This is a genomic window from Streptomyces sp. NPDC014801, assembly GCF_043082085.1.
Classification (GTDB): Bacteria; Actinomycetota; Actinomycetes; order Streptomycetales; family Streptomycetaceae; genus Streptomyces.
In genome coordinates this window covers 597,823-622,761 of sequence record NZ_JBIBXG010000003.1, presented here as the reverse complement: position 1 = coordinate 622,761, position 24,939 = coordinate 597,823, and the positions used below count along the sequence as shown (strand labels likewise).

The window sequence follows — 24,939 nt, the reverse complement described above, 5'->3', positions numbered from 1 at the left end:
CCATGCCGGTGCTGTGGATCGCCGCCTCCGTGCTGCTGCAGTCGGGCGTGTACGGCTTCGTGTCGGGCACCCTCGGCTCCGGCGACAGCCTCGCCCTGTCCTGCGCCGGATTCGCGGCCGCCGCGGTGCTGTTCAACGCGGTGCTGCTGGTCCGCCGGCTGCGGGGCGCGGGCCGGGGCCCGCAGGCCGCCACCGGGCCGAGGGCCACCGGTCTGCTGCTGGCGATGAACGTCGTCACCGCCGTCACCTTCCTCAGCTTCTACGCCTCGCTGACCTGGGTCCCGGCCACGCTGGCGACCGGCGTGGAGACCGCCGTCGGGCCGATGGTGCTCGTGCTGCTCGGCCTCGCCGGGCGCGGCCGCCGGGCCTCCCGGCAGGGCTGGTTCGCCGCGGGCGGGCTGGTGCTGCTCGGCATCGCGCTCGCGTGGCGGTTCACCGAGGGCGGCGCGTTCGGGCCCGGCCTGGTGGCGGGACTCGGCCTGGTGCTGGTCGCCGGGGTCGGGGCGCCCGTACTGGCCCTGGTGTCGGCCGAGTTGGGGCGGCGCCGGGTCGACCCGGTGTACGTCACCGCCCACCGGTTCCACCTCACGTACCTGGCCGGCGGGGTGCTGCTGCTCGCCGTCGGCGGGCCCGGCGGGGACGGCACCGGACGGCTGTCGGGGCTGCTGCTCACCGGTGTCCTCGCCGTGACGCTGCCGCTGTTCTGGCTGCAGACGGGGCTGCAGCGCACCGACCCCATGGTGGCGATGGTGCTGCTCACCACGCTGCCCGGCATCACCTACCTCGCGGAGTGCGCCTTCCACGGCTCCTTCGACGCCGTGTCGTCGGCGCTGATCTGCGCGCTGGTCGTCGTCGCGCTGTGGTACGTGCGGGTGTCGGCGAAGGCGGCACCGGCGCCGGATCCGGCCCAGGCGTCCGGGGGTTCGGTGGCGTCCGGGGCGTCCTCGTCGTCCGTGGCCTCCCCGTCTTCTCCCTCCCCCACGTCTTCTCCCTCCCCCGCGTCCTCCTCGTCGCCCGTGTCGTCCGAGACGTTCCGGGCGTGACCCTCCCCCCGCTCTCACCCCCCGCACAGGACGGTCGTATGGAAACCGCCGCGCAGTTGTACCTGGACCTGATGAAGAAGGTCCTGGCGAACACGATCTACGAGGATCCGCCCGTGCCGGCCAGCTGGGCACCGGCGCACGAGTACGACGAGCTCAACCGCCGGCTCGGCGTCGACTGGCCCAGCGTGGCGCACACGATGATCGGCATACGCCGCCTGGAGAACCTCGAGTTCTGTGTGAGGACGGCCCTCGAAGACGGCGTGCCCGGGGACTTCATCGAGACCGGGGTCTGGCGCGGCGGGGCCTGCATCCTCATGCGGGCCGTGCTCAAGGCGTACGGGGTGAGCGACCGGCTCGTCTGGGTGGCGGACTCCTTCCAGGGCATGCCGAAGGCGCCAGAGTCCTCCCACGCGGGCGACCGGGAGCTCGCCTCCGACCGCTACAACGCCTTCATGGCGACCGATCTGGCCACGGTCCGCCGCAACTTCCAGCGGTACGACCTGCTGGACGACCAGGTGCGGTTCCTGCCCGGCTGGTTCCGCGACACCCTGCCCTCCGCCCCGGTCGACCGTCTCGCCGTCCTGCGCCTGGACAGCGATCTGTACGAGTCGACGTGGGACACCCTGGTCCATCTGTATCCCAAGCTCTCGCCGGGCGGGTTCGTGATCGTGGACGACTACCACATCCCCGTGTGCGCCGAGGCCGTCCACGACTGGCGGCAGAAGTTCGGGGTCGAGGACCCGATCCAGGACATCGACGGTCTGGGCGTCTTCTGGCGGCGCGGGTCCTGAAGCCCCTGCCCGTTTCCGTTCTCTCAACGCAACGCAGGCACGTGGATTGGAGCAGCGGTGACCGTAACCGCAGGTGAGGTGCTGGGCTTTGTCTCGGACCGGCTGACCGTCGCGGCCGGCCGGCTCGACCCCGGCCGCTCGTTCGTCGCCGCGGGGGCGGACTCGCTGTCGCTCATGGCGCTGGCCCGGGCCGTGCGGTCGGAGTACGGCGTGAACGTCTCCGTGCGCGAGCTCTTCACGGACGCGGACACCCCGGGGAAGCTGGCGGAGCTGGTGAGCGCCCGCGCGGCGGAGCGCCCGGTCTCCGCCCCGGCGCCGACGCCGGCCGCGTCCCTCGCGGCGGATCCGAGTCCGGCGCCGGCCGCCGCGCCGCCGGCCGCGGCGCCGGCCCCGCCCACACCGTCGGTCCTGCCCGCGCCGTCGGTCGCGCCCACGCGGACGGCCACGCCGACGCCATCGGCCGCCCCCGCCGACGGGCCGCCGGTCCCGCCCACCGACGCGCCGCCGGTCCCGTCCGCCCAGGTCCCGCCGGGGTCGTCGCCCGCCGGTGCCTATGAGGCGGCGCTCGCCCTCTTCGCCGAGCAGCTGGACCTGGCCGGCACGATGCTGACCCGCTTCGGCGAACTGACGGCCGAGCAGCTCCGGACGCTCGGGGCGCTGCGGGGCGGCCCGGCCGGGCAACGCCCTGCCGGCACCCCGGCGGTGGCACCCGCGACGGCGTCGGCCCCGGTCCACCCGAGCCCCGCGCCCCGCACGGACCGGACGCCGGAGGCCCCCGTGGCCGTACACCCCGCCCCGGCCGCGCAGCGCACCGCGGACTCGCGCCCGGCGGCCCCGCAGCCCGCCTCGTCCGCGACGCCCACCCCACCCTGGCCGGCGCCGCGCCCCTCCCCCGACTTCAGCCTCTACTTCTTCGGCGACTACCCCGGGCCCGACACCGCCGCCGCCTACCGGCATTTGCTGCAAGCCGCGCAGTACGCCGACGACAAGGGATTCCACGCGGTGTGGCTGCCCGAGCGGCACTTCCACTCCTTCGGCGCGCTCTTCCCGAGCCCGTCCGTCCTGGCGAGCGCGCTGGCCACGCAGACCTCCCGCATCCGGCTGCACGCGGGATCCGTGGTGCTCCCCCTGCACCACCCGGTGCGGGTGGCCGAGGAGTGGGCGGTCGTGGACAACCTGTCCGGCGGCCGGGTCGGTCTCGGCTTCGCCAGTGGCTGGCACGCCACCGACTTCGTCCTCGCACCGGAGAACTACGGCCGCCAGCGGGACGTGCTCTACGACCACCTGGAGACGTTCCGCCGCCTGTGGTCCGGCGATGCGGTCACGCTCACCTCGGGCGACGGACGCCCGGTCGAGGTGAGCCTGCATCCCCGGCCCGTGCAGGGCGACGACGTACCGCTGTTCACGGCCGTGCTGTCCAACCCGGAGAGTTACGAACGGGCCGCGCGGGCCGGGCTCGGCGTCGTCACCAACCTCATGGCCCAGAGCGTCGAGGACCTCGCCGCGAACATCGCCCGCTACCGTGCCGCCCGCGCGGCGCACGGCCTCGACCCGGCGGCCGGGCGCGTGGTGGTGCTGGTGCACACCTACCTCGGCCCGGACGGCGCACGCGCCCGGCAGGAGGCGCGGAAGCCGTTCTGCGACTATCTGCGCTCCTCGATCGACCTGTTCGACAACGCGGCCAACAGCCTCGGCATCGACGTCGACCTGCGGGCCACCGATCCGGACGACCTGGACTACGTCCTGGACCTGGCCTACGAGCGCTACTGCGCGACCCGTGCGCTGATCGGCAGCGCCGACGACGTGCGGCCCGTCCTCGACTCGCTGACGGCGGCGGGCGCGGACGAGATCGGCTGCTTCGTCGACTTCGGCGTGGCGCCGGACCTCATGCTGGGCGGCCTGCCCGAGCTGGACCGGCTGCGCCTCGCGGCCACCGCGCCCCGCACCGACGCCGTCTCGCGTCCCGCCGGGGCCCTTCCGGTCCCTGCCGGCACGTCCCCCGCCTGCGCGGCTTCGGCTCCCGCCGGCACGTCCCCCGCCGGCGCGGATTCGGCTCCCGCCGGCTCCTCCGTGTTCACCGCCCCCGCGACCCCGCTGCAGCGGCGGATGTGGCTGCTGGACCGGATGCACCCCGGCAGCCACACCTACTACGAGCCCAAGGCCCTGCTCATCGAGGGGCCGCTCGACACCGACGCGCTGCGCGCCGCCCTGCGGCGGGTGGTGGAGCGCCACCCCCAGCTGCGCACCGTCTTCCGGGAGAGGTCCGGCCGGCTGGAGCAGGTCGTCCTGGACACCGTGGACGTGGACTGCCCGGTGACGGACGTGTCCGGCCTCGACGACGAGATCGCGCTGCTGCGGCTGCGGGACCTGGAGGACGAGGCCGACTTCGACCTCGCCGCAGGGCCGCTGCTGCGCGCCCGGATCGGCCGGCTCGCCGACGGACGGCATCTGCTCCACCTCGTGGCGCACCACATCGTGCTGGACGCCCTGTCGACCCGCGTCCTGTGCCGGGACCTCGCCGCGTACTACCGCGCCCGCCCGGGCGACTCGGCCGGCCTGCCGGAACTGCCCCGCCTGCCCGTCGCGGCGCAGGAGAGCGGCACGGCGGACGGACTGGCGTACTGGAAGCGGGAGTTGGCCGACGCGGTGCCGCTCGACCTGCCCACCGACCGGCCGCGCTCGGCGGGGCACACGGTGCGCGGGGCCACGCTGGTCCACGAGGTCGGCGGCGAGCTGCGCGACGCGGTCCACGGTGTCGCCCGCGCGGAGGGCTGCACGCCGTTCATGGCGCTGCTCGGCGCGGTGGCCGCGGTGCTCGGCCGGTTCGCCGCCCAGGACGACGTGGTGATCGGCACGGCGGTCAGCAACCGGCCGGAGGGCGCCGAGGACGTGGTCGGCATGTTCGTCGGGACGGTGCCGCTGCGCCTCGACCTGTCCGGCGGCATCGGCTTCGCCGAGCTGCTGCACCGCGTCAAGGCCCGCACGGCGGCGGCCATGGACCACAAGGGTGTCCCGTTCGACGAGATCGTCCAGGCCGTGAACCCGGACCGCGGCAACGGCGCCCATCCGTTGTTCCCGGTCATGGTCGAGTACGAGGAGGACCAGGGCCCCGTCTTCGCCGGGACGGGGCTGTCCGCCCGGTTCCTGGACGTCCCGCGCGCCCAGGCGCCGTTCCCGCTGACCTTCTACTTCACCGACCACACGGCCGGCGTCCGCTGCACCGTGGAGTACGACGCCGCCCTGTTCGACGCGTCGACGGTGCGGCGGATCATGGAGTACGTCGAGCTGCTGCTGCGCGGCGCGGTGGACTCCCCCGGCACCGCGCTGTCCGCCCTGCCGGCCCTCACCGCGCGGGACGAGCGGGATCTCGCGCGCTTCCAGGGCGAGCGCACCGAGGAGGAACCGGCCACGCTGCACGGCCTGTTCGAGGAGCAGGCGGCCCGCACCCCGGACGCCCTCGCGCTCGCCGGGGTGGGCGAACCGCTCACCTACGCCGAGCTGGACGCCGCGGCGAACCGTCTGGCCCGGCGGCTGGCCGCGCGGGGCCTGGAGCGGGGCGAGCAGGCCGCCGTCTGCGTGCCCCGCGGCCCGGGTCTGGTGACGGCCGTCCTGGCCGTCCTCAAGTGCGGTGCCGCCTACGTCCCGGTGGACCGCGCGCTGCCCGCCGAGCGCCGCGCGTTCATGCTGGCGGACAGCGGCGCCCGGCTGGTCGTCGCCGACCGGGAGGCCGACGGCGACACGGCCGGGGAGCTGCCCTGCCCGGTGCAGTGGCTGGACGACGTCCCCGCGGGCGGCGACGACGGTCCGCTCGGGCGCGAGGTGGACCCCGAGGACACCGCGTACCTGATCTACACCTCGGGTTCGACGGGCCGGCCCAAGCCCGTGGCCGTCCCGCACCGCGGCCCGGTGAACCTCGTCCGCTGGCAGCTGCGCACCCTCGGCGCGCTGCGCACCGTGCAGTGGGCGTCGGCGGGCTTCGACGTGAGCGTGCAGGAGATCTTCTCCACGCTCGCCTCCGGGCAGGCGCTCATCACCGTCGACGACGAGACCCGCTACGACCCGGCGGCGGTCGCCGACCGGCTGCGCGCCTACGAGGTGCAGCGCATGAGCGTGCCGTACACGCCGCTGAAGTACCTGGCGCGGGAGCTGGGTTCGGTGCCGTCCCTGCGGCAGCTGCTGATCGGCGGGGAGAAGCTGACCCTCACCCCGGAGCTGCGCGACCTCGCCGACCGGTGCCCCGGCCTGACGCTGTACAACCAGTACGGGCCGACGGAGACGTCCGTCGTGGTGACCTCGCACCGCGTCGACCCGGCGACCGAGACGGTGGTGCCGATCGGCCGGCCCGTCGACAACGTGGAGCTCGCCGTGACCGACGCGGCGGACCGGCCGGTGCCGATCGGTGTCCCGGGCCAGCTCCTCATCGGCGGGGTCGCCGTCTCGCACGGCTATCACGGCAACCCCGAGGCCACCGAGCGCGGCTTCTTCCGCGCGCCGGACGCGGGTGGCAGGTGGTATCGCAGCGGGGACCTGGTGCGCTGGCGGGCCGACGGGGTCCTCGAATACCTCGGCCGCATGGACGACCAGGTGAAGATCCGCGGCTACCGGGTGGAACCCGAGGAGGCGCAGTGGGCGCTGGGCCGTCTGGACGGGGTGCGCGAGGCCGTGGTCCTGGCCCGGCCCGACGAGTCCGGTGACATGGAACTCGCCGCCTTCGTGGTGCTGTCGGCCGCGCCCGAGGCGGACGCCGACTGGAGCGCGCCGCTGCGGGCGCGGCTGACAGCGATGCTCCCGCACTACCTCGTGCCGCAGTCCTGGGTGCGCCTGGACCGCATCCCGTACGGCCCGACCGGCAAGCTGGCGCGGGACCGGCTGCTCACCCTGCGGGCCGAACCGGCGCCCGTTGCCGCGGACTTCGCGCTGAGCGAGCTGGAGCGCACCGTGCACAAGCTCTGGGCGGTCGAGCTGGGCGTCGACCCGATCGACCCGGACCGCTCCTTCTTCGACGTCGGGGGCAACTCCCTGTCGGCGGTGCGTCTGCTGGAGCGCCTCTACACGGAGCTGGGGCAGCGCCTGCCCGTGTCCGACTTCTTCGCCGCGCCGACGATCCGGGGTGTCGCGGCCCGGCTGACCGCTCTGCGGGACAAGGGGGTACGGGCATGAGCGCGCCCGGTGAGCGGGAGCTGCGGGAGCGGATCGGTGCCGCCGTCGAGGAGGTGCTCGGCGCCCCGGCCGACCCGCAGGCCTCCTTCCTCGACCTGGGGCTGACGTCGCTGTCGCTGGCGCGGGTCAGGGTGCGTCTGGAGGCCGGCCTCGGCCGGAGCCTGCCCGACGCCGCCCTGTTCGAACACCCCAGCGTCGCCGCGCTGGCCGCGCACCTGGCAGGACTCGCCTCCGCGGGGTCCGGCGTGAGCGGCCCCTCCTCCGCGACGGACGAGCCGCACGGTACCGGGCGTGCCCCGGCGGCCGGCGACGGGCGGATCGCCGTCATCGGCATGGCGGTGCGGCTGCCCGGCGCGCCGGACGTGGCCGCGTTCTGGGCGAATCTGCGCGCGGGCAGGAGCAGCGTGCGGGTGTTCGGCGCCGGGCGGGTCGGTGGACAGGAGGGGACCGGCGACGGGCGGGTGCGGGCGGCGGGGGTCCTCGACGACGTCGACTGCTTCGACGCGGACTACTTCGGCATGAGCCCGCGGGAGGCGGCGCTCACCGATCCCGCGCACCGGCTGTTCCTGGAGTGCTGCGCCCACGCGCTGGAGGACGGCGGGTACGCGGGGCAGGCCCACGGCCGCCGGATCGGGGTGTACGCGGGCGGCGGGATGAACCTGTACGGCCCCCGGCTGCCCTACTTCGCGCGGCACGGCAGGGGTGGTGCCGCGTCGTCGGCGAACGTCATGGAGGACATGCAGGCGCTGATCGGCGCCCAGCAGGACTTCCTCGCCACCCGGGTCGCCTACCGGCTGGGGCTGACCGGCGCGGCCGTCGCCGTGCAGAGCGCCTGCTCGACCGGGCTGGTCGCGGTCCACCTGGCGGCCCAGTCCCTGCTGTCCGGCGAGAACGACCTGGCGCTCGCCGGGGCGGCGGCCGTGCACCTGCCGCAGGAGGTCGCGTACGCGCACGACCCGGAGTTCATCCTGTCGCCGAGCGGGATGTGCCGCGCCTTCGACGCCGCCTCGGACGGCACCGTCGGCGGCAACGGTGTCGCCGTCGTCCTGCTGAAGCGGCTGGATGCGGCCCTCGCGGACGGGGACGAGATCCACGCCGTGATCCTCGGTTCCGCGGTGAACAACGACGGTGCCGCGAAGGCCGGCTTCACGGCGCCCGGCGTGCGCGGCCACACGGAGGCCGCCCGTCTGGCGCTGGCCCGCGCGGGCGTCGACGCGGACTCCGTCGGGCACGTGGAGGCCCATGGCACCGGCACCGATCTCGGCGACCGGGTCGAGTTCGAGGCGCTGTCGCGGGCGTACCGGTCGCGGCACGGCCGCACCGGCCACTGCGCGCTCGGCTCGGTGAAGCCCGGCATCGGGCACCTGGACACCTGTGCCGGGATGGCGGGGCTGGTCAAGACGGTGCTGATGCTGCGCCACCGCACCCTCGTGCCCACCGTGAACGTGACGCGGCCCCATCCGGGGCTGCCCTGGGACACCAGCCCCTTCCGCCTGGCCACCGAGGCCGAGGAGTGGCGGACGCCGGAGGGGGTCCCGCGCCGGGGCGCGGTCAGCGCGCTCGGCTTCGGCGGCACCAACGCGCACGTCGTGCTGGAGGAACCGCCCGCACCGGCCCGCCGGCCGGACCCGGCTCATCCCCTTCCGGTGCCGTTGAGCGCGCGGTCCGAGGCCGAGCTGTACGAGGTCGCCGCGCGGCTGCGCAACGAGCTGAGGGCGCGGCCCGGGCTCGGTGCCGCCGGCATCCACACCACCCTGGCGCTCGGCCGCACGCACCACGCCCACCGCGCGGTGGTGCACGGCCGTACCGCCGGCGAACTGGCCGACGCCCTCGACCGGTTCCTGCGCACGCCGGACGTCGAGCCGCCGGCCGCCCCCGGCCCGATCGCCTTCGCCTTCTCCGGGCAGGGCCAGACGGTCGCCGGCACGGCGGGCGAGCTGTACCGGCACCACACCGTCGTACGGGAGGTCCTGGACGCCTGCGAGGAGATCCACCGGCAGGAGGAGTCCGGCAGCCTGCTGGACGTCCTGCTGACGCCGCCCTCCGGCGGTGCGGACGTGGCGGGGCCGGTCGCACAGGCCGCGCAGTTCGCGCTGCAGATGGCGCTGGTGCGGCTGTGGCGTGAGTTCGGGGTCGAGCCCGAGTGCGTGCTCGGGCACAGCCTGGGTGAGATCGCCGCCCTCTGCGCGGCGGGCGCCTTCCCCCTCGCCGACGGACTGCGGTTCATCCTCGCCCGGGGCCGGCTGATGGACGCCGCGGCGCCGGGCCGCATGCTGGCCGTGGAGGGCGACGCCGAGACCGTCCTGGCGACGTGCGCCGGGCTGCCGGTGGAGACGGCCGCGGTCAACGGACCGACCTCGCTGGTGCTCTCGGGCACGCCCGACGCCGTCGACCGCGCGCAGGCTGCCCTGTCCGCCCAGGGCATCGCCTGCCGTCCGCTCGGCGTGGCCAGGGCCTTCCACTCCGCGCTGCTCGACCCGGTGCTGCCCGCGCTGCGCGAGGCCGCCGAGTCCGTCGCGTTCGCTCCGCTGCGCATCCCGTGCGGCGACAGCGCCCGGGGCGAGATCCTCCCGGCCGGTTCCCTGGTGGACGCGGAGCACCTGGTCCGGCAGGCGCGCCGGCCCGTGCTGTTCCACCGGACGCTGACCGCCGTCCACGCGCTGGGGTACGGCGACTTCCTCGAACTCGGGCCGAGCGAGGTGCTGACGGCGCTGGCCGCGCGGACGCTGCCGGACAGTCACTGGACGGCGAGCCTGACGCGGGAGGCCGGCGGGCTCGGCGCGCTGCACGAGGCGCTGGCGGCGCTGTATCGCCGGGGCCGCGACCTCGACTGGCGGGCCGTGGGCGTGGACGGCGGCCGGGTCCGGCTGCCCGGCTACCCGTTCCGCCGCGTCCGGCACGCGACGCCGGAACTGCCGCGGCTGACGGGGGCGGAGACGACGGCTGCGGTGCCCATGGAGCCGTTGGCGGAGGCGACGACGGCGCCGGCGGGGCAGGGGTCGGAAGCGACGGCTGCGGTGTCCACGGAGCCGTTGGCCGAGGCGACGACGGCGCCGGCGGGGCAGGGGTCGGAAGCGACGGAGCCGGTGGGGCAGGCCCGCGCCGCCTCCGAGCGGCCGACCGCGCCCCACCCCCTCACCGAAGTCGCCGGCCGGCAGCTCGCGTCGATGAAGGACCTCGTCGACGACGTGCACGACCTGATGACCGCCCAACTGCGCACCCTGTCCGGCCTCGTCGGCGAGCCCCGGCGATGAGCGGCGAAAGGACCCCCTCGATGCACCGGACCGATGGCCCCGTGGTGCTCACCCTGGACTATCCCGGCTTCCGCAAGGAGGCCCGGATCGACGAACTCGGCCTGGACCGGCACGGTGTCCGCGTGCACGAACTGCTGCGCGCTCCGCTCCCGCGGGCGGTGAGCGGGGCGGCGTACGCGGCGCGGCTGCTGGCGGGCCTGCCGCCGCAGCCGGGGCCCGTCGCCGCGATCGCGGCCTACTGCGCGTCGGCGCCGCTCGCCTTCGAGGTCGCCGCCGCCCTGGGCGGGCCACCGCCCCTGATCGTGCTGTTCGATCCCGAGACCACGTCCTGGGACACGGTGACGGCCGACTACCGCGCCCGGCTCGCCGGTCTCGGCATCCCCCCGGACGGGCAGGCGGATCCGGTCGGGGACAGGGCGGCGGCGACGTTGGCCGACGACCCGCAGCGCTTCGTCGACGCACTCACCGGGGAACTGGCGCGGCTGGCCCGCGCGGCGCTGCGGGAGGCGGGCGCCGACGAGGCCGAGGTGACGGCGAGCGCGACCCACCTGGTGGGGGCGTACACGGACTGGCTGTGCCACCTGGTGGCGGCCCGGCACGCGCGCACGTCCGGCTGGCCGGGCGAGGTGCTGTGCCTGACCTCCGCCGACGCCGTGCCGTCCGGGATCGCCCGGGACGCCGGGCGGCGCGCCGAACTGCGGCTGCCCTGCGACCGGTTCGAGCTGCTGCGCTCGGAGGAGGCCCGCGCGGCCGTCCTCGACGCGCTCGGCCTGCCGCGGGAGCCGTACGCGCAGGAGGGATCAGGGCGGTGCCCCAGCGTGTCCTGGAGTTGATCGCCGCGCAGGTGAGGCGCCGTCCGCACACGGCCGCGCTCGTCGCGCCCGACGGCCGGCTCGACTACGACGAACTCGACCGGCGTTCTGCCGCGTTGGCCGCTCGGCTGCGGCAGCAGGGGGTGCGTCCCGGAGACGCCGTGCTGGTCCAGGCGCCCCGGAGCGTGGCCCTCGGCGTGGCCGTCCTCGGGGTGCTGCGGGCGGGCGGCGCCTTCTGTGTCGTGGACCCGGACTATCCGCCGGACCGAGCGGCGCTCATGTGGCGGCGCAGCCACGCCCGGTTCGCGCTGGTGGCGGCGGGGGTGCGGCCTCCTGTGATGCCGGACGGTCCGGTCCTCCTTCCCCTGGAGGCGGACCCCGCTCCCGTGGCCGCGCCGGCCGGTGTGCCGGACCCGGACGGTGCGGACCCCGCCTATCTGGTCTTCACCTCGGGCTCCACCGGCGTGCCGAAGGCCATCTCCCTGCCGCACCGCTGCCTGGACAACCTCATCGCCTGGACGCTGGCTTCCACGTCGGCGGAGCCGCTGCGCACCCTGCTGTTCGCGCCGCTCGGCTTCGACGTGTTCGTGCAGGAGGTGTTCACGGCGTGGTGCAGCGGCGGCTGCCTCTACGCGCCGTCGGAGGCCGAACGGGTCGACCTGCAACGGGTGTGGAGCCTGTGCCGGGAATGGGGAATCCAGCGGGTCTTCCTGCCGCCGGTGGCGCTGCGCCGGCTGGCGGACCTGACGGGTGAGTTCGGCATCCTTCCCGGCGCGCTGCGCGAGGTGGCGGTGGCCGGGGAGGCGCTGCACATCACGCCGGCCGTCCGGGAGTTGTTCGGACGACTGCCGGCCGCGCGGCTGCACAACCACTACGGCCCGGCGGAGACCCATGTCGCCGTGGCCCACACCCTCACCGGCCCGCCGCACTCGTGGCCGGACCTTCCGCCCATCGGGCGGCCGCTGCCGGGCGTCACGGCGCATGTCGCGCCCGGCGAGGAGGGCGGTGAGCTGTGGCTGGCCGGGGTGGCGCTCGCCCACGGGTATGTGCGCGACCCGGAGCAGACGGCGCGGCGCTTCCGGCCCCTGCGGATCGGCGGGCGGACCGTACGCGCCTACCGCACCGGCGACCTGGTACGGCGGCGGCCCGACGGGGTGCTGGAGTATCTGGGGCGCACGGACGGCCAGTTGAAGATCCGCGGGTACCGGGTGGAGCCGGGCGACGTCGAGGCGGCGCTGCTGCGCCACCCGGGGGTGCGGGAGTGCGCCGTGGTGGGCTGGACGCCGCCGGACGGCGAGGAACGCCGGCTGGTCGCCCACGTGGTGCCCGCGCCCGGCCACCGCCCCTCGGCGGAGGAACTGCGCGCCCATGCCGCCGGGCTGCTGCCCGCCTACCTGGTGCCGCAGCACGTCGTCCTCACACCGGAGTTGCCGCTCTCCCCGAACGGGAAGGTCGACCGCCGCCGCCTTCCCGCCCCCCACGCGGCGGGCCACGACACGGCCCAGCACCCCGACCCCGCGACCGGCGATGTACGGGCGGCCGTCGCCGCGGTCTGGTCGACGGTGCTCGGCGTCACCGACGTACCGCCGGACCGGCACTTCATGGACCTGGGCGGCACCTCGCTGTCCGCGGCGCTGGTCGTCACCCGCCTGCACCGGCGCCTGCGCGTCGAGGTGTCGGTGCAGGAGTTCCTGCGGGCGCCGACGGTGGACGCGCTCACCGCGCTGATCACGGAACGGACCGCCGCATGACCGACCCTGCCGAGCCCACCGGGCCGCGCGAACGCGACGCCTGGCTGCGTGTCTTCCACGACGCCCGCGAGGGGGCCCGCCCCCTGGTGTGCTTCCCCCACGCGGGCGGCACCGCGGGCCTGTACTTCCCGCTGTCCGCGGCGCTCGCCCCCGGCGTGCGCACGATGGCCGTGCAGTACCCGGGGCGTCAGGACCGCTGCGCCGAGCCCGTCGTGGAGGACGTCACGCTGCTCGCGGACGAGATCGCGCGGCTGCTCGCCGAGGCCCCCTCGGGCCCGGCACCGGTGCTGTTCGGGCACAGCATGGGCGCGCTGGTCGCCTTCGAGACGGCGGCCCGGCTGGAGCACCGCCACGGCGCCGCGCCCGCGGGACTGATCGTCTCCGGGATGCAGGCGCCGTACCGGAGGCCGGCGCGGTGCCTGCCGGACGGCGACGACGAGGCCGCGCTGGAGGCGCTGCTGGCGCTCGGCGGCACCGACCCGGCGGTCTGGGCCCACCCCGAGCTGCGGGCGATGATCCTGCCGGCGCTGCGCGGCGACGTGCGCGCGGCCACGGCGTACCGGCCGGGAAGCTGCCCCTCGCTGCTGTCCTGCGCGATCACCGCGTGGGCGGGCCGGGACGACGAACTCGCCGGTGCCGACGTCGAGGCCTGGGCCGAGCACACCACCGCGGCGTTCCGCACCCGGCACTTCGCCGGGGGCCACTTCTATCTGCACGGCTTTCCCCCGCCGGTCGTGGAGGCGGTGCGCACCGCGCTCACCCACGTCACCGACACGACGGCGCCCTCACGGACCAGGACCCGGACATGACGCTTCTCCTGCTGGCCATGGGAACCTTCCTCATCGGCACCGACGTGTTCGTCATCGCCGGGATGCTGCCCCAGATCGGCGCGTCGCTCGACGTGTCGCTGTCGGCGGCGGGGCAGCTGATGACGGTGTTCTCCGTCGGGTACGCCGTCCTCGGCCCGCTGCTCGCGGTGCCGCTGGGCCGCCGGTCGCCGCGCACCGGGCTGACCGCCGCCCTGGTCGCCGTGGCGCTCGGCAACCTGCTGTGCGCGGTCGCCGGTTCGCTGACGACGGCGATGGCCGGGCGGCTGCTGGTGGCGGCCGGGGCGAGCCAGTTCACCCCGCACGCGTGCTCCCTGGCGGCCTCCCTCGCCCCGCGGGGCCGTTCGGGCAAGGCGCTCGCGCTGGTCACCACCGGCCTGGTGATGGGCTCGGTGGTGGGCGTGCCCTGCGGCACCTGGGCGGCGGACTCCTTCGGCTGGCGTCCCACGCTCCTGGGCCTCGCGGCGGCGACGGCGGCGGTGGCCGTGCCGCTCGCGGCGGGGCTGCGCGGCGTGCGCAGTGAGCGCGCCGCCGCCTCGCCGCGGGAGCGGCTGGCCGCGCTGCGCGGGCCGGCGGTGCGGATGGTGCTGACGGTGACGGTGTTCGCGGTGATCGCGGAGTACTCGGTGCTGACCTACGCCTCCGCGGTGTTCGCCGGGGCGACGGGCGGCGACGGCACACGGCTGGCGGTGCTGCTCTTCGTCTTCGGCGTCGGCGGCCTGGCCGGCAACGCCGTCGCCGGCGCGTACCTGGACCGTCCGGCGGGCCGCCGGCTCGTGCTGGTCTCGGTCACCGGGATGGCCGTCACCTTCCTCGCGATGCCGCGGCTGGCCGCGACGTTCCCGGGGGCGCTGATCGCGATGGCCCTGTGGGGCGTCGCCGGCTGGATGTACGCGGCGCCCCAGCAGCACCGCCTGCTCCGCCTGGGCGGACCCGCGGGCGCCCTGGCGGTGTCCCTGAACAGCTCGGTCATCTACGTCGGCGCGGCCCTCGGCGGCGCGACCGGCGGCCTCCTCCTGGACCACGTCGCCCCGCACCGGATCCCCCTGCCGGCGGCCCTGCTCTGCGCCGCGGCCGCCCTGTCCGAACTCCGCCTCCTCCACCACGACCGCCACCCCGAGCCCACCCCGACGGCCACCTGACGCCCCGCTACGCGATGGTGCGGCAGGAGCAGGGGGGTGCCGCTCAGGTGACGTGGCAGGACGACTTCGTCACCGGTGCCGGCTGCCGGACGGCCGCCGAGGACGGCGCCGGACAGGAGACGGCCGGTACCCAGGACTGGCAGCCGGACGAGGACGGCCTGGGACAGGCGATGATCCCCAGCACCGACAACGCGGAGATCCGCGTCGCGGACGGCGCCGCCCGGAGGATCATCACGGCAACCAACGGGATGCGCCCGACGCTCGGCACCGACCGTGTCCTCGGCAATGAGACGATCAAGGTGGGTTTCGACCCGGCCGACTCCGTGATGTACGTGTGGTCGGACTACGTGGAGTGGAACGAGCAGCAGGTCGAGGCCTGGGCCGGCCTCGCCGCCCAGGAGGCGTGCCGGGCCCTGGTACGGGAACGGGAGAGCGCGGGAAGCGCCTGGCCGTACTCCCGCTACGCCGTTGCGGAGATCGGCGGCTCCCACTACCTGATGATCCGCTGGGGCACCGCCGTCGCGGAGACGGACTGCCCGGCCTGAACAGGCCCGTCCGTGGCCGGAGTCGGCCCTCCCCCGTGCCGTGTCGGCTGCGCGCCGGAGCGCGCGCCCGGAGGGCTTCGGGCTCACTGGCCGGGTTCGGGTCTGGTTCGACGGAGCCGGGGGCGGTACTTTCAGCGAGGCAACGATCACACGACCTCGAGCCCCCGGCTCTTCATGCCGTCCGCCGGCCGGGCCCGGACCACCGAGCGTCCGGTCACCACGCCGACCGGGGACGAACGCCACCCTCGACCGCGCCCCTCACCCCGCCCGCCGGCCCCCACGGTGCGGCGCCGGGAACGGCGGCGCGTCGAGCCTGCCGACGAGAAAGGTCCACCACCGTGAGCGTGAGAATCCAGCCGACCGCGCAGGTCGACGAGGCGGCCGAGGTCGGGGACGGGACGACCGTGTGGGATCTGGCCCAGATACGGGAGGACGCGCGGCTGGGCAGCGGCTGCATCGTCGGCCGGGGCGCGTACGTCGGGCCGGGGGTGCGGATCGGCGACCACGTGAAGCTGCAGAACTACGCCTTGGTGTACGAGCCCGCGGTGCTCGGCGACGGGGTGTTCGTCGGGCCGGCGGCCGTGCTGACCAACGACTACTTCCCGCGTTCGGTGGACCCGGAGGGCCGGCTGAAGCGGGGCGGGGACTGGGAGGCAGTCGCCGTGGTGGTGGGCGAGGGGGCGTCGCTGGGGGCGCGTTCGGTGTGTGTGGCGCCGGTGCGCGTGGGGCGCTGGGCGCTGGTCGCGGCGGGCGCCGTGGTGACGCGGGACGTGCCGGACTTCGCGCTCGTGGCGGGCGTGCCGGCGCGGCGGATCGGCTGGGTCGGCCGGGCCGGTGTGCGGCTGGTCGAGCGGGAGGGCGAGCCGGGGGGCTGGCGCTGCCCGGAGACGGGCGCGCGGTACGACGAGAAGGACGGCGAACTTTTCGAGCAGATATGACGTTCTGATTCTCGCAAAAACGCCGTTGCTTGAACATGCACCGGCATAGCATGTGGGCGAACTGTGGAGATCGGGCACAGTGAGCACACAAACCAGCGCCCAGGGGGGGTACCGGGTGAGGACATCTGTGTCTGCGGCGAGGAGCGGGAGCGGCTCCGGCGCCTGACGTCCCGTTTTTCGAGTCCGGCCGACGCCTCGCGTTCCGACGTCTGCCTTCCGCCGTGCGGCCCGGGGCCCCGGCGATCACAAGTCTGTGCACAACAGGGGGGTTGGTGTGTCCACACGATGACCAGCACACGTCTCGCGGCGCTCGGCCATGAGGAGCCGCCGCTGCTCGCGCTCGCCCAACGGCTGCTCGCCGTGGCCGAGTCGGGGCTTCCGAAGATGCTGCTGCCCGGCGGGGAGGCGTTCGCCTTCACCATGGCCGGACTGCGGGGCCCCGACGGCTCGTGGACCCTGGAGCGGCGCGGGATCAGCACCAGGTACGCGGCGATCACCGTGCTGGGCGCCCGTTTCCTGTCCGAGGACCGGCAGCGCGCGGTGCTCGGCGGGCGCACCGCCGAGGAGTTCGCCGGGCTGCTGGTCGAGTCGCTGCCGGCGGTGACCAACCTCGGCGACGCGGCGCTCATCGCCTGGGCGGCCGCCGAGACCGGGCACCCGAAGCTCTCCGACGCCCTCGCCCGGGTCGAGGCCCTGGACGAGGACGGCCGGCCGCGGTACACCGTCGAGGCGGCGTGGGTGCTGTCCGCGCTCGCCGCCGCCCGGGACACCGTCGACGTGGAGCGCAGCCTGGCCGCCGCGCGCGACCGCCTGCTGCGGGCCCGGGTCGGCGACAGCCCGCTGTTCCCGCACGCCACCGGCCCCGGCCTGGTGCCCTGGTACCGGGCGCACGTGAGCTGCTTCGCCGACCAGACCTACCCGCTGCAGGCCCTCGCCCGGGCCCATGCGAGCGGGGACGGCGACCCGGAGGCGCTGGCCGCCGCGGACGCGTGCGCGGCCCGTGTCTGCGCGCTGCAGGGCGAGGGCGGGCAGTGGTGGTGGCACTACGACGCGCGCACCGGCGGGGTGATCGAGGGCTACCCCGTCTACAGCGTCCACCAGCACGCGATGGCGCCGACGGCCCTGTTCGACCTCACCGACGCCGGCGGTGGCGACTACGGCGCGGCGATCCGCAAGGGTCTGCGCTGGATGACGGACGTACCCGAACTGGCGTGCTCCGCGCACCGCGAGCCGATGATCCTCGACGAGCTCGGCGTCACCTGGCGCAAGGTCTTCCGCGGCGACCCGAAGAAGGCCGTGCGCGCCGCCCGGGGGCTCGGGTCCCGGGTCGTGCCGGGGCTGCGGCTGAAGCCGCTGGACCGCATGTACCGTCCGCTCGCCGTGGACCGCGAGTGCCGGCCGTACGAGTTCGGCTGGATGCTGCACGCCTGGCAGGGGGGCCGGATATGAGCGCGCGCCGCACCCTGTTCGGGATCGAACTCGACCCGCTGACCATGGACGAGACCGTGGACCGCTGCCTTCGGGCGGTGCGCGAGGAGCGCCGGCTGGAGATCGGCGTGGTCAACGCCGCGAAGCTGGTGAACATGCGGCGCGACCCGCGTCTGGCGCGGGCCGTGAGCGGCTGCGACCTCGTCCTCGCCGACGGGCAGGCCGTGGTGTGGGCCGGGCGCGTCCTGCGCGCACCGCTGCCCGAACGGGTCGCCGGCATAGACCTGTTCGTGCGGCTGCTGGCCGAGGCGGAGACGGCGGGCATGTCCGTGTACTTCCTCGGCGCCCGGCAGGAGGTGCTGGAGGAGATGCTGCGCCGGGTCGCCGACCGCTTCCCCGGCCTGAAGGTCGCCGGCAGCCGCCACGGCTACTTCGACGACGCCGACCAGGAGGGGATCGCCGACGCGATCGCCCGCAGCGGCGCCCAGATGCTCTTCCTCGGCATGACCTCGCCGAAGAAGGAGATCTTCACCGCAGCCCACGGCGCCCGCACCGGCGCCCGCCTCGTGCACGGCGTCGGCGGCTCCTTCGACATCCTCGCCGGTGTCACCAAGCGCGCCCCGAGGGCCTGGCAGCGGTGGGGCCTGGAGTGGCTCTACCGGGCGCTGCAGGAGCCGCGCCGCCTGGGCCGGCGCTACCTCACCACCAATGTCTCCTTCCTCCTCATGACGGCGCGCGAGTTCATCCGGCTCACCCCGTCGCCCGCTCCCGCGAACAGGAGTCACTGATGCGCGTCGTCGTGGTCGGACAGGGATACGTCGGGCTTCCGCTGGCCGTCCGGGCCGCCGAGGTCGGACACGAGGTGATCGGCTACGACGTCGACACCCGGCGGATCAAGAGCCTCGCGGCCGGTGAGTCCTTCGTGGAGGATGTCTCCTCCGAGCGGATCCGCGCCGCGCTGGACGACGGCAGCTACCGCCCCAGCGACTCGGCCCGCGACTGCGGCGGTTTCGACGTCGCCGTGGTGACGGTGCCGACGCCGCTGCACGAGGGCACTCCCGACCTGAGATACATCAAGGAGTCGGCGGTCACCCTCGCTCGCTATCTGCGGCCCGGGGCGACGGTGATCCTGGAGTCGACCACCTACCCCGGCACCACCGAGGAACTGTTCGCGCCGATCCTGGAGGACGGCTCGGGTCTGACGGCGGGCGCCGACTTCCACCTCGGCTACAGCCCGGAGCGCATCGACCCGGGCAACGCCGTCTGGGGCTTCAAGGAGACCCCGAAGGTGGTCTCCGGCGTCGACGCGGCCTCCCTGGAGGCGGTGCGGGACTTCTACGGGCAGCTCGTCGACACCACCGTGCCGGTGAGTTCGCCGAAGGAGGCCGAACTCGCCAAGCTGCTGGAGAACACCTTCCGGCACGTGAACATCGCGCTGGTCAACGAGATCGCGATGTTCGCCCACCACCTGGGCATCGACGTCTGGCAGGCCATCGACGCGGCCTCCACCAAGCCGTTCGGCTTCATGAAGTTCACCCCCGGGCCGGGCGTCGGCGGCCACTGCCTGCCCATCGACCCCTCCTACCTGTCGTGGCGGGTGCAGCGCGAACTGGGCCAGTCCTTCCGGTTCGTGGAGCTGGCCAACGACATCAACGGCCACATGCCGGAGTACGTGGCGCGGCGCATCGGCGACCTGTTCAACCAGCGGCGCCGGTCGGTGAACGGCTCACGCATCCTGCTGCTGGGCCTGGCGTACAAGAAGAACACCGGCGACGCCCGCGAGTCGCCCGCGCTGCGCATCTCGCAGCTGCTGCTGGACATGGGCGCGCAGGTCCGGGCGGCGGACCCGCACGTCGTGGAGGACCTGCCGGTGGACAACCGGCTGGTGCGCGTCGAGCCGGTGCCGCAGGAGCTGGCGGCCGCCGACGTGGTGGTGCTGCTCACCGACCACGACGCCTTCGACTACGAACTGATCGCCGAGTACGCCCCGTTCGTCCTGGACTGCCGCCGGCGGCTGGCGGCCGGCCCCACGATCGAGGTGCTCTGAGACATGCGCGTCGTCTGCGTCGCCGGGGCGCGACCCAACTACATGAAGATCAAACCGGTGATGGACGCCCTGGAGCGGCGGGGTGCCGAGGTCGTCCTCGTCCACACCGGCCAGCACTACGACCCGGCCATGAACGACGTGTTCTTCGCCGACCTCGGCATCCGCCCGCCCGACCGTTTCCTCGGCGTCGGCTCCGGCAGCCACGCCGAGCAGACCGGGCGGGTGATGACCGCGTTCGAGCCGCTGCTGCAGGAGGTGTCCCCGGACGTCGTCGTGGTGGTCGGGGACATCAACTCCACGCTGGCCTGCGCCCTGGTCACCGCCAAGGCCGGGCCGCTGCTGGCGCACGTCGAGGCCGGTCTGCGCAGCCGTGACTGGAGCATGCCGGAGGAGGTCAACCGGGTCGCCACCGACCGGGTCAGCGACTATCTGCTGGCCCCCTCGCCGGACGCCGTGGAGAACCTGCGGGCGGAGGGCTACCGCGAGGACCAGATCCACCTGGTCGGCAACGTCATGATCGACACGCTGCTGGCCAACCTGGACCGCGCGCGGGCCGGGGACGTCCTCGACCGCCACGGCCTGGCCCGCGGCGAGTACGGCCTGGTGACCCTGCACCGCCCGGCCAACGTGGACGACCCGGAGGTGCTCGCCGGGCTGCTGAAGGCGCTCGGTGAGATCGCCGGCCGCTGCCCGCTCGTCCTGCCGGTGCACCCGCGTGCGGCCGGACGGCTGGCGGAACTCGGCGTGCCCGGCGGTGTCCGGCTGGTGCCACCGGCCGGATACCTGGACTTCCTCGCGCTGCAGGAGGGCGCCCGGCTGGTGCTGACCGACTCCGGGGGCGTGCAGGAGGAGACCACGGCGCTCGGGGTGCCGTGTGTGACCCTGCGGGAGAACACGGAGCGGCCCATCACCGTCGAGGAGGGCACCAACGTGCTCGCCGGCCGGGACCCCGCGCGGATCGTGGCCACGGTGAACGGCGTCCTCGACGCCTCGCCCGCGCCGCGCCGGCCCGCGCTGTGGGACGGCCGCGCGAGCGACCGTATCGCCGAGGTGCTGTTCACGGGAGGCACGGCGGCCACCCGGCCGCGGCCGACCGACCGGACGCTCCCCCTATGATCCGCTCGCCACATATGCTCGGGGCACGTCGGGTCGCGAGGGGGGACCACCATGGATCTGGCTGAGATCTTCCGTGTCATGCGCAGGCGCTGGTACGTGCTGCTGCCCGGACTGCTGCTGACCGCCGCGCTGACGGTGGCCGTGGCGTTCCTGGTGCCGGTCAGCTACCAGTCGCAGAGCACCGTGGTGCTGCTGAACTCCCAGAAGGCCACCGTCGCCTACGACGGCAACCCGTTCCTCAGCACCCAGACCTCGCTCACCGGCATGGCCGACAGCCTGGCCCGCAACCTGAACTCCGACGGCTCCCTGCGCGAGCTGAAGTCGCGCGGCGCGAGCGGCACGTTCGAGGCGAAGCTCGCCGACAACGCGCAGGGCCCGCTGATGTGGCTCACCGTCACCGGCACCGACAAGGCGCGCGTCCTCGCCTCGGACCGCGTCCTGACGGCGTACGCCGAGGAGCGGCTGGAGCAGTTCCAGAAGCAGCAGGCGGTCGCGCCCAAGGCCATGATCCGGATGACGACCATCGTGCCGCCGCAGGACCCCGTGGCGCAGACCAAGACGCGGCTGGAGTACATGGTCATGGCCGGCGGCCTCGGCTTCGTGCTCAGCCTGGTCGCCGTCTTCTGGGTGGAGGCGCGCCGCCGGCCGCGTCCCTCGGCGCGCGAGGAGGAGGCCGCGCAGCCGGCGGCCCCGGAACCGGCGGCCGAGGAGCCGGTCACCGAGCAGACGATGGCCCTGCGGTCCTCGCCCAGCTGGTCGCGGTCCGCCGAGAACAGGTCCGCCGCGGAGCCGAGGGGCGGGCGGTCCGTGATGACCGTGGCGCCCGCCGCCGAGCCGCTCGACGAGGAGTCCGCGCATGGAGAGCACCGACAGCGTCCGCACACCGGACAGCATCACCGCTGAACCGGGCGGTGCCCCCGCTGCCGCCTCGCTCGGCCGCAAGGTCCGTTCCGCGGCCCGCTGGAGCCTGATCAACACCGTGGTCATGCGCCTGGGCAACTTCGCCACCGGCATCCTGCTGGCGCGTTTCGCCCTGGGCCCGACCGAGTGGGGCGTCTACGGCATCGCTCAGACCGTTCTGCTGGTCCTGCTGTCGGCGAACGAACTGGGCGTGAGCCTGGCCATCGTGCGCTGGGAGGGCGACCCGCGCCGGTTCGCGCCGACCGTGCTGACCCTGGCCACCGCCTCCAGCGGCATCCTGTACGCCGCGCTGTTCCTCTCGGCGCCGGCGGTGGCCACGCTGCTCGACTCCCCCGACGCCACGGGCGTGTTGCGCGTGATGTGCCTGTGCCTGGTGATCGACGGCATCGCGCAGGTGCCCGCCGGGGTCCTCACCCGGGAGTTCCAGCAGGGCCGGCGGATGGTCGTCGACGCGCTGAACTTCGTGTTGAGCACCGGCGTCACGCTGGCGCTGGCGTTCGCCGGGGGCGGCGCGATGAGCTTCGCCTGGGGCGCGGTCGCCGGGAACGTCGCCGCCCTGGCCGGCTGCGCCCTGGCCGCCCCGGGCCTGCTGCGGTTCGGCTGGGACCCGGCGCAGGCCCGCGCCCTGCTGCGGTTCGGGCTGCCGCTGGCCGGGGCGAGCCTGCTCGCCCTCGCCGTGGTCAACGTGGACACCATGGTCGTCGGCTCCACCCTGGGCGGTGTCTCGCTCGGCTTCTACGTGCTGGCGTTCAACATGTCGGGCTGGCCGGTGCGGATCATCTCCGAGGCGGCCCGGCGGGTGTCCTTCGCGGGCTTCTCCCGCCTCGCCGGCTCCCCGCAGGCCCTCGCTCAGGGGTTCGGCCGCGCCCTGGGCGTCCTGGTCACCGGCACCGTCCCGCTGTGCGTGCTGCTCGGCGGCCTCGCCGCCCCCGTGGTGCGCCTGGTGTACGGCGACACCTGGGTGCCGGCGGCGGCGGCGCTGCCCTGGCTGATGGCCCTCGGCCTGGTCCGCATTGGCTGCGAACTGGCCTACGACTGCCTCGTCGCCGCCGGACAGCGCCGCTCCCTGATCCTCACCCAGGGCCTGTGGGTCGTCGCCCTCGTCCCGGTCCTGATCGCCGGCGCCCGCCTGAACGGCATCGTCGGCGTCTCCCAGGCGCATGTGCTGGTCGCCGTCGTGCTGGTGGTGCCGGTGTTCCTGTACGCCCTGGGCCGGGCCGGCATCGGCCTGGCGCCCGTCGCCCGCGCCTGCGCCTGGCCCTTCCTCGGGGGCGCGGTGATGACCGTCGTGCTCCTCGTCGCGAAGCGACTCCTCGGTGACGGCGTCCTCGCGGTGTGCGTCACCGGCACCGCCGCCCTGGCATGCTACGTGCTGTGCGTCCTGCCCAGCCGTGGCTTCCTGCTCGGCGCCCGCGTCCCGGAGACCGTATGACGAGGCTGCGCCTGCTGCTCGCCGGCCTGGCCCTGCTGCTGTGCGCCGCCTGCTCCTCGAGCAGCGCCGCCCCGGACGCCAAGGGCCCCCCGCGCCCCACGGCGCCCGCGAGCCCGGTGCCGCCCGGCGAGGAGGGCTTCCCCGACGCGCGCGGCACCGGCCCGCGCATCGCGCTCACGCCGCACTCCACGGGCAACCTCAGCATCAAGACCGACGGCACGGTCATCAAGGGCTGGGACATCACCGGTTCGCTCGACGTCTACGCCAACGACGTGACGATCGTCGACTCCCGGATCACCTCCACCAACTGGTGGGGGATCAACCTGCGGCCCGGCTACCGCGGCCTGAAGGTCCTGCACAGCACCATCACCGCCGTCCCCGGCAAGGGACCCGACAACGGCGGGGTGGACTACGCCGTGTCCAACATGGGCACCAACTCGGTCGAGGTCGGCTGGTGCGACATCTCGGTGTTCGGCAACGCCCTGTCCATGGGCCAGGGGTATCTGCACGACAACTACGTCCACGACCTGGTGCCGTTCCGCAACACCGGCGGCGAGTGGCAGCACACCGACGCGGTGATCAGCGGCGGCGGCAACCAGGGCAAGCTGGTCATCCGGCACAACACGCTGCTCAACCCGGTGCCGGTGGAGCGGGGCGCGTCCGCCGCGATCGGCCTGTTCGCCGACACCGGCCACGTCTCGCAGGTCGTCGTCGAACGCAACCTGCTGGCCGGCGGCGCGTACGCGCTGTACGGGGGCGGCCCGGGCGCGACCGGGATCTCGGTGACGGACAACGTCTTCTCCCGCCGCTACCACCGCAACTCCGGCGTCTACGGCGCCGTCACCGCCTGGAACGAGGGCGGCGCCGGCAACGTCTGGCGCGGCAACCGCTTCTCCGACGGCACCCCGGTCGTCCCCAGGCCGGCCGGCTGAGGAAGAGGATCATGCGACGGATCGCCCGCGCCCCCTGGGAGCTGCTCAAGCGCGTCTTCGGCTGGCTGGTCCTGTTCGAGCTGCGCAACAAGGTGCTGCTGGCGCCCTCGGCGCTGCGGCTGCGCCGTTTCGAGACCGCCGAGGTGCGCCGGCTGGCCGCCGCCGGCACCCCGCCCGCCGCGCTGGTCGCCACCGTGATCGCCACCCACCGCCGCCCGGACGCGCTGCGGGCGGCGGTCCGCTCGGCCCTCGCGCAGACCGTGCGCGACCAGGTCGTGATCGTGGTCGACGACGGCGCCGGCCTCCCGAACCTGCCCGCCGATCCGCGGCTGTTCGCCGTCTCCCTGGCCCGCAACACCGGTGTGGCCGGTGTCGTGCGCAACGTCGGCATCCGCCTCACCGACTCGCGGTACGTGGCGTTCCTCGACGACGACAACCTGTGGGAGCCGGACCACCTGGAGCGGGCACTGGAGGTGCTGCAGTCCCCGCAGGGGCCCGACGGCGTGTACACGGCGCTGCGCCGCGTCCTGCCCGACGGCACCGAACGGGACGTGCTGTCGGTGCCGTTCGACCGCCGCCGGGCCGCCCACGCGTCCTTCCTGGACACCAACGCGTTCGTCGCCCGCCGCACCCGCGCCCTGCACTTCAGCCGGCTGCGGCGCACACCCGAGGTGCTGCCCCGCGAGGACTGGGAGCTGGTCCACCGCTACAGCCGCGCCCACCGGGTGCGCCACGTGCCGCACGCCACCGTGCGGTACCTGGTGAACCCGGAGAGCTTCTACACGACGTGGTCCGGCTGA

The 24,939-nt window shown here is 74.7% G+C and carries 18 protein-coding genes; all 18 read left to right on the top strand.

Annotated features, from left to right (window positions below; genetic code table 11):
- Positions 1 to 2: 2 nt before the first annotated feature.
- The 18 genes from ACF1AL_RS09405 to ACF1AL_RS09320 all read left to right on the top strand — a co-directional run bounded on the left by ACF1AL_RS09405 (position 3) and on the right by ACF1AL_RS09320 (position 24,939).
- The gene (locus tag ACF1AL_RS09405) at positions 3 to 1,043 is read left to right on the top strand and encodes a hypothetical protein (protein WP_391825700.1); all 1,041 of its coding nucleotides are present in this window, start codon (positions 3 to 5) and stop codon (positions 1,041 to 1,043) included.
- Between the two features lie 38 nt (positions 1,044 to 1,081).
- The gene (locus ACF1AL_RS09400) at positions 1,082 to 1,834 is read left to right on the top strand and encodes a TylF/MycF family methyltransferase (protein WP_391825699.1); all 753 of its coding nucleotides are present in this window, start codon (positions 1,082 to 1,084) and stop codon (positions 1,832 to 1,834) included.
- Positions 1,835 to 1,891: 57 nt separating this feature from the next.
- Complete coding sequence (locus ACF1AL_RS09395; RefSeq protein ID WP_391825698.1) at positions 1,892 to 6,994, top strand: MupA/Atu3671 family FMN-dependent luciferase-like monooxygenase; 5,103 nt, start codon at positions 1,892 to 1,894, stop codon at positions 6,992 to 6,994.
- Complete coding sequence (locus ACF1AL_RS09390; RefSeq protein ID WP_391825697.1) at positions 6,991 to 10,248, top strand: beta-ketoacyl synthase N-terminal-like domain-containing protein; 3,258 nt, start codon at positions 6,991 to 6,993, stop codon at positions 10,246 to 10,248. Before ACF1AL_RS09395 ends, ACF1AL_RS09390 begins: the two co-directional genes overlap by 4 nt.
- Before the next feature lie 20 nt (positions 10,249 to 10,268).
- Positions 10,269 to 11,081 (top strand): hypothetical protein, encoded by an 813-nt coding sequence (locus ACF1AL_RS09385; RefSeq protein ID WP_391825696.1) that lies wholly within the window; start codon positions 10,269 to 10,271, stop codon positions 11,079 to 11,081.
- Positions 11,057 to 12,811 carry an amino acid adenylation domain-containing protein gene (locus ACF1AL_RS09380; RefSeq protein WP_391825695.1) on the top strand — a complete coding sequence of 585 codons (1,755 nt, stop codon included), beginning with the start codon at positions 11,057 to 11,059 and terminating at the stop codon, positions 12,809 to 12,811. The genes ACF1AL_RS09385 and ACF1AL_RS09380 overlap by 25 nt, the downstream gene beginning before the upstream one ends.
- Positions 12,808 to 13,620: a thioesterase II family protein gene (locus tag ACF1AL_RS09375; protein ID WP_391818420.1), complete on the top strand. Its 813-nt coding sequence runs from the start codon at positions 12,808 to 12,810 to the stop codon at positions 13,618 to 13,620. Before ACF1AL_RS09380 ends, ACF1AL_RS09375 begins: the two co-directional genes overlap by 4 nt.
- Entirely contained in the window at positions 13,617 to 14,780 is a 1,164-nt protein-coding gene (locus tag ACF1AL_RS09370; protein WP_391825694.1) for an MFS transporter, read from the top strand. The genes ACF1AL_RS09375 and ACF1AL_RS09370 overlap by 4 nt, the downstream gene beginning before the upstream one ends.
- Positions 14,781 to 14,827: 47 nt before the next feature.
- The gene (locus tag ACF1AL_RS09365) at positions 14,828 to 15,325 is read left to right on the top strand and encodes a hypothetical protein (RefSeq protein ID WP_391825693.1); all 498 of its coding nucleotides are present in this window, start codon (positions 14,828 to 14,830) and stop codon (positions 15,323 to 15,325) included.
- Positions 15,326 to 15,663: 338 nt separating this feature from the next.
- On the top strand, positions 15,664 to 16,263 hold the full coding sequence (locus ACF1AL_RS09360; RefSeq protein ID WP_366834953.1) for an acyltransferase: 600 nt from the start codon (positions 15,664 to 15,666) through the stop codon (positions 16,261 to 16,263).
- 285 nt (positions 16,264 to 16,548) lie between these two features.
- On the top strand, positions 16,549 to 17,712 hold the full coding sequence (locus ACF1AL_RS09355) for a hypothetical protein (RefSeq protein ID WP_391825692.1): 1,164 nt from the start codon (positions 16,549 to 16,551) through the stop codon (positions 17,710 to 17,712).
- Positions 17,709 to 18,479 (top strand): WecB/TagA/CpsF family glycosyltransferase, encoded by a 771-nt coding sequence (locus tag ACF1AL_RS09350; RefSeq protein WP_366834951.1) that lies wholly within the window; start codon positions 17,709 to 17,711, stop codon positions 18,477 to 18,479. Before ACF1AL_RS09355 ends, ACF1AL_RS09350 begins: the two co-directional genes overlap by 4 nt.
- Positions 18,479 to 19,738 carry a nucleotide sugar dehydrogenase gene (locus tag ACF1AL_RS09345; RefSeq protein WP_366834950.1) on the top strand — a complete coding sequence of 420 codons (1,260 nt, stop codon included), beginning with the start codon at positions 18,479 to 18,481 and terminating at the stop codon, positions 19,736 to 19,738. The genes ACF1AL_RS09350 and ACF1AL_RS09345 overlap by 1 nt, the downstream gene beginning before the upstream one ends.
- 3 nt (positions 19,739 to 19,741) lie before the next feature.
- Positions 19,742 to 20,854, top strand: coding sequence for a non-hydrolyzing UDP-N-acetylglucosamine 2-epimerase (gene wecB, locus ACF1AL_RS09340; RefSeq protein ID WP_391825691.1), 1,113 nt, complete (start codon positions 19,742 to 19,744; stop codon positions 20,852 to 20,854).
- Positions 20,855 to 20,905: 51 nt separating this feature from the next.
- Positions 20,906 to 21,757 carry a Wzz/FepE/Etk N-terminal domain-containing protein gene (locus ACF1AL_RS09335; protein ID WP_391825690.1) on the top strand — a complete coding sequence of 284 codons (852 nt, stop codon included), beginning with the start codon at positions 20,906 to 20,908 and terminating at the stop codon, positions 21,755 to 21,757.
- Entirely contained in the window at positions 21,711 to 23,207 is a 1,497-nt protein-coding gene (locus ACF1AL_RS09330; protein ID WP_391825689.1) for an oligosaccharide flippase family protein, read from the top strand. Before ACF1AL_RS09335 ends, ACF1AL_RS09330 begins: the two co-directional genes overlap by 47 nt.
- Entirely contained in the window at positions 23,204 to 24,139 is a 936-nt protein-coding gene (locus ACF1AL_RS09325) for a hypothetical protein (RefSeq protein ID WP_391825688.1), read from the top strand. Before ACF1AL_RS09330 ends, ACF1AL_RS09325 begins: the two co-directional genes overlap by 4 nt.
- 11 nt (positions 24,140 to 24,150) lie before the next feature.
- Complete coding sequence (locus ACF1AL_RS09320; protein WP_391825687.1) at positions 24,151 to 24,939, top strand: glycosyltransferase family 2 protein; 789 nt, start codon at positions 24,151 to 24,153, stop codon at positions 24,937 to 24,939.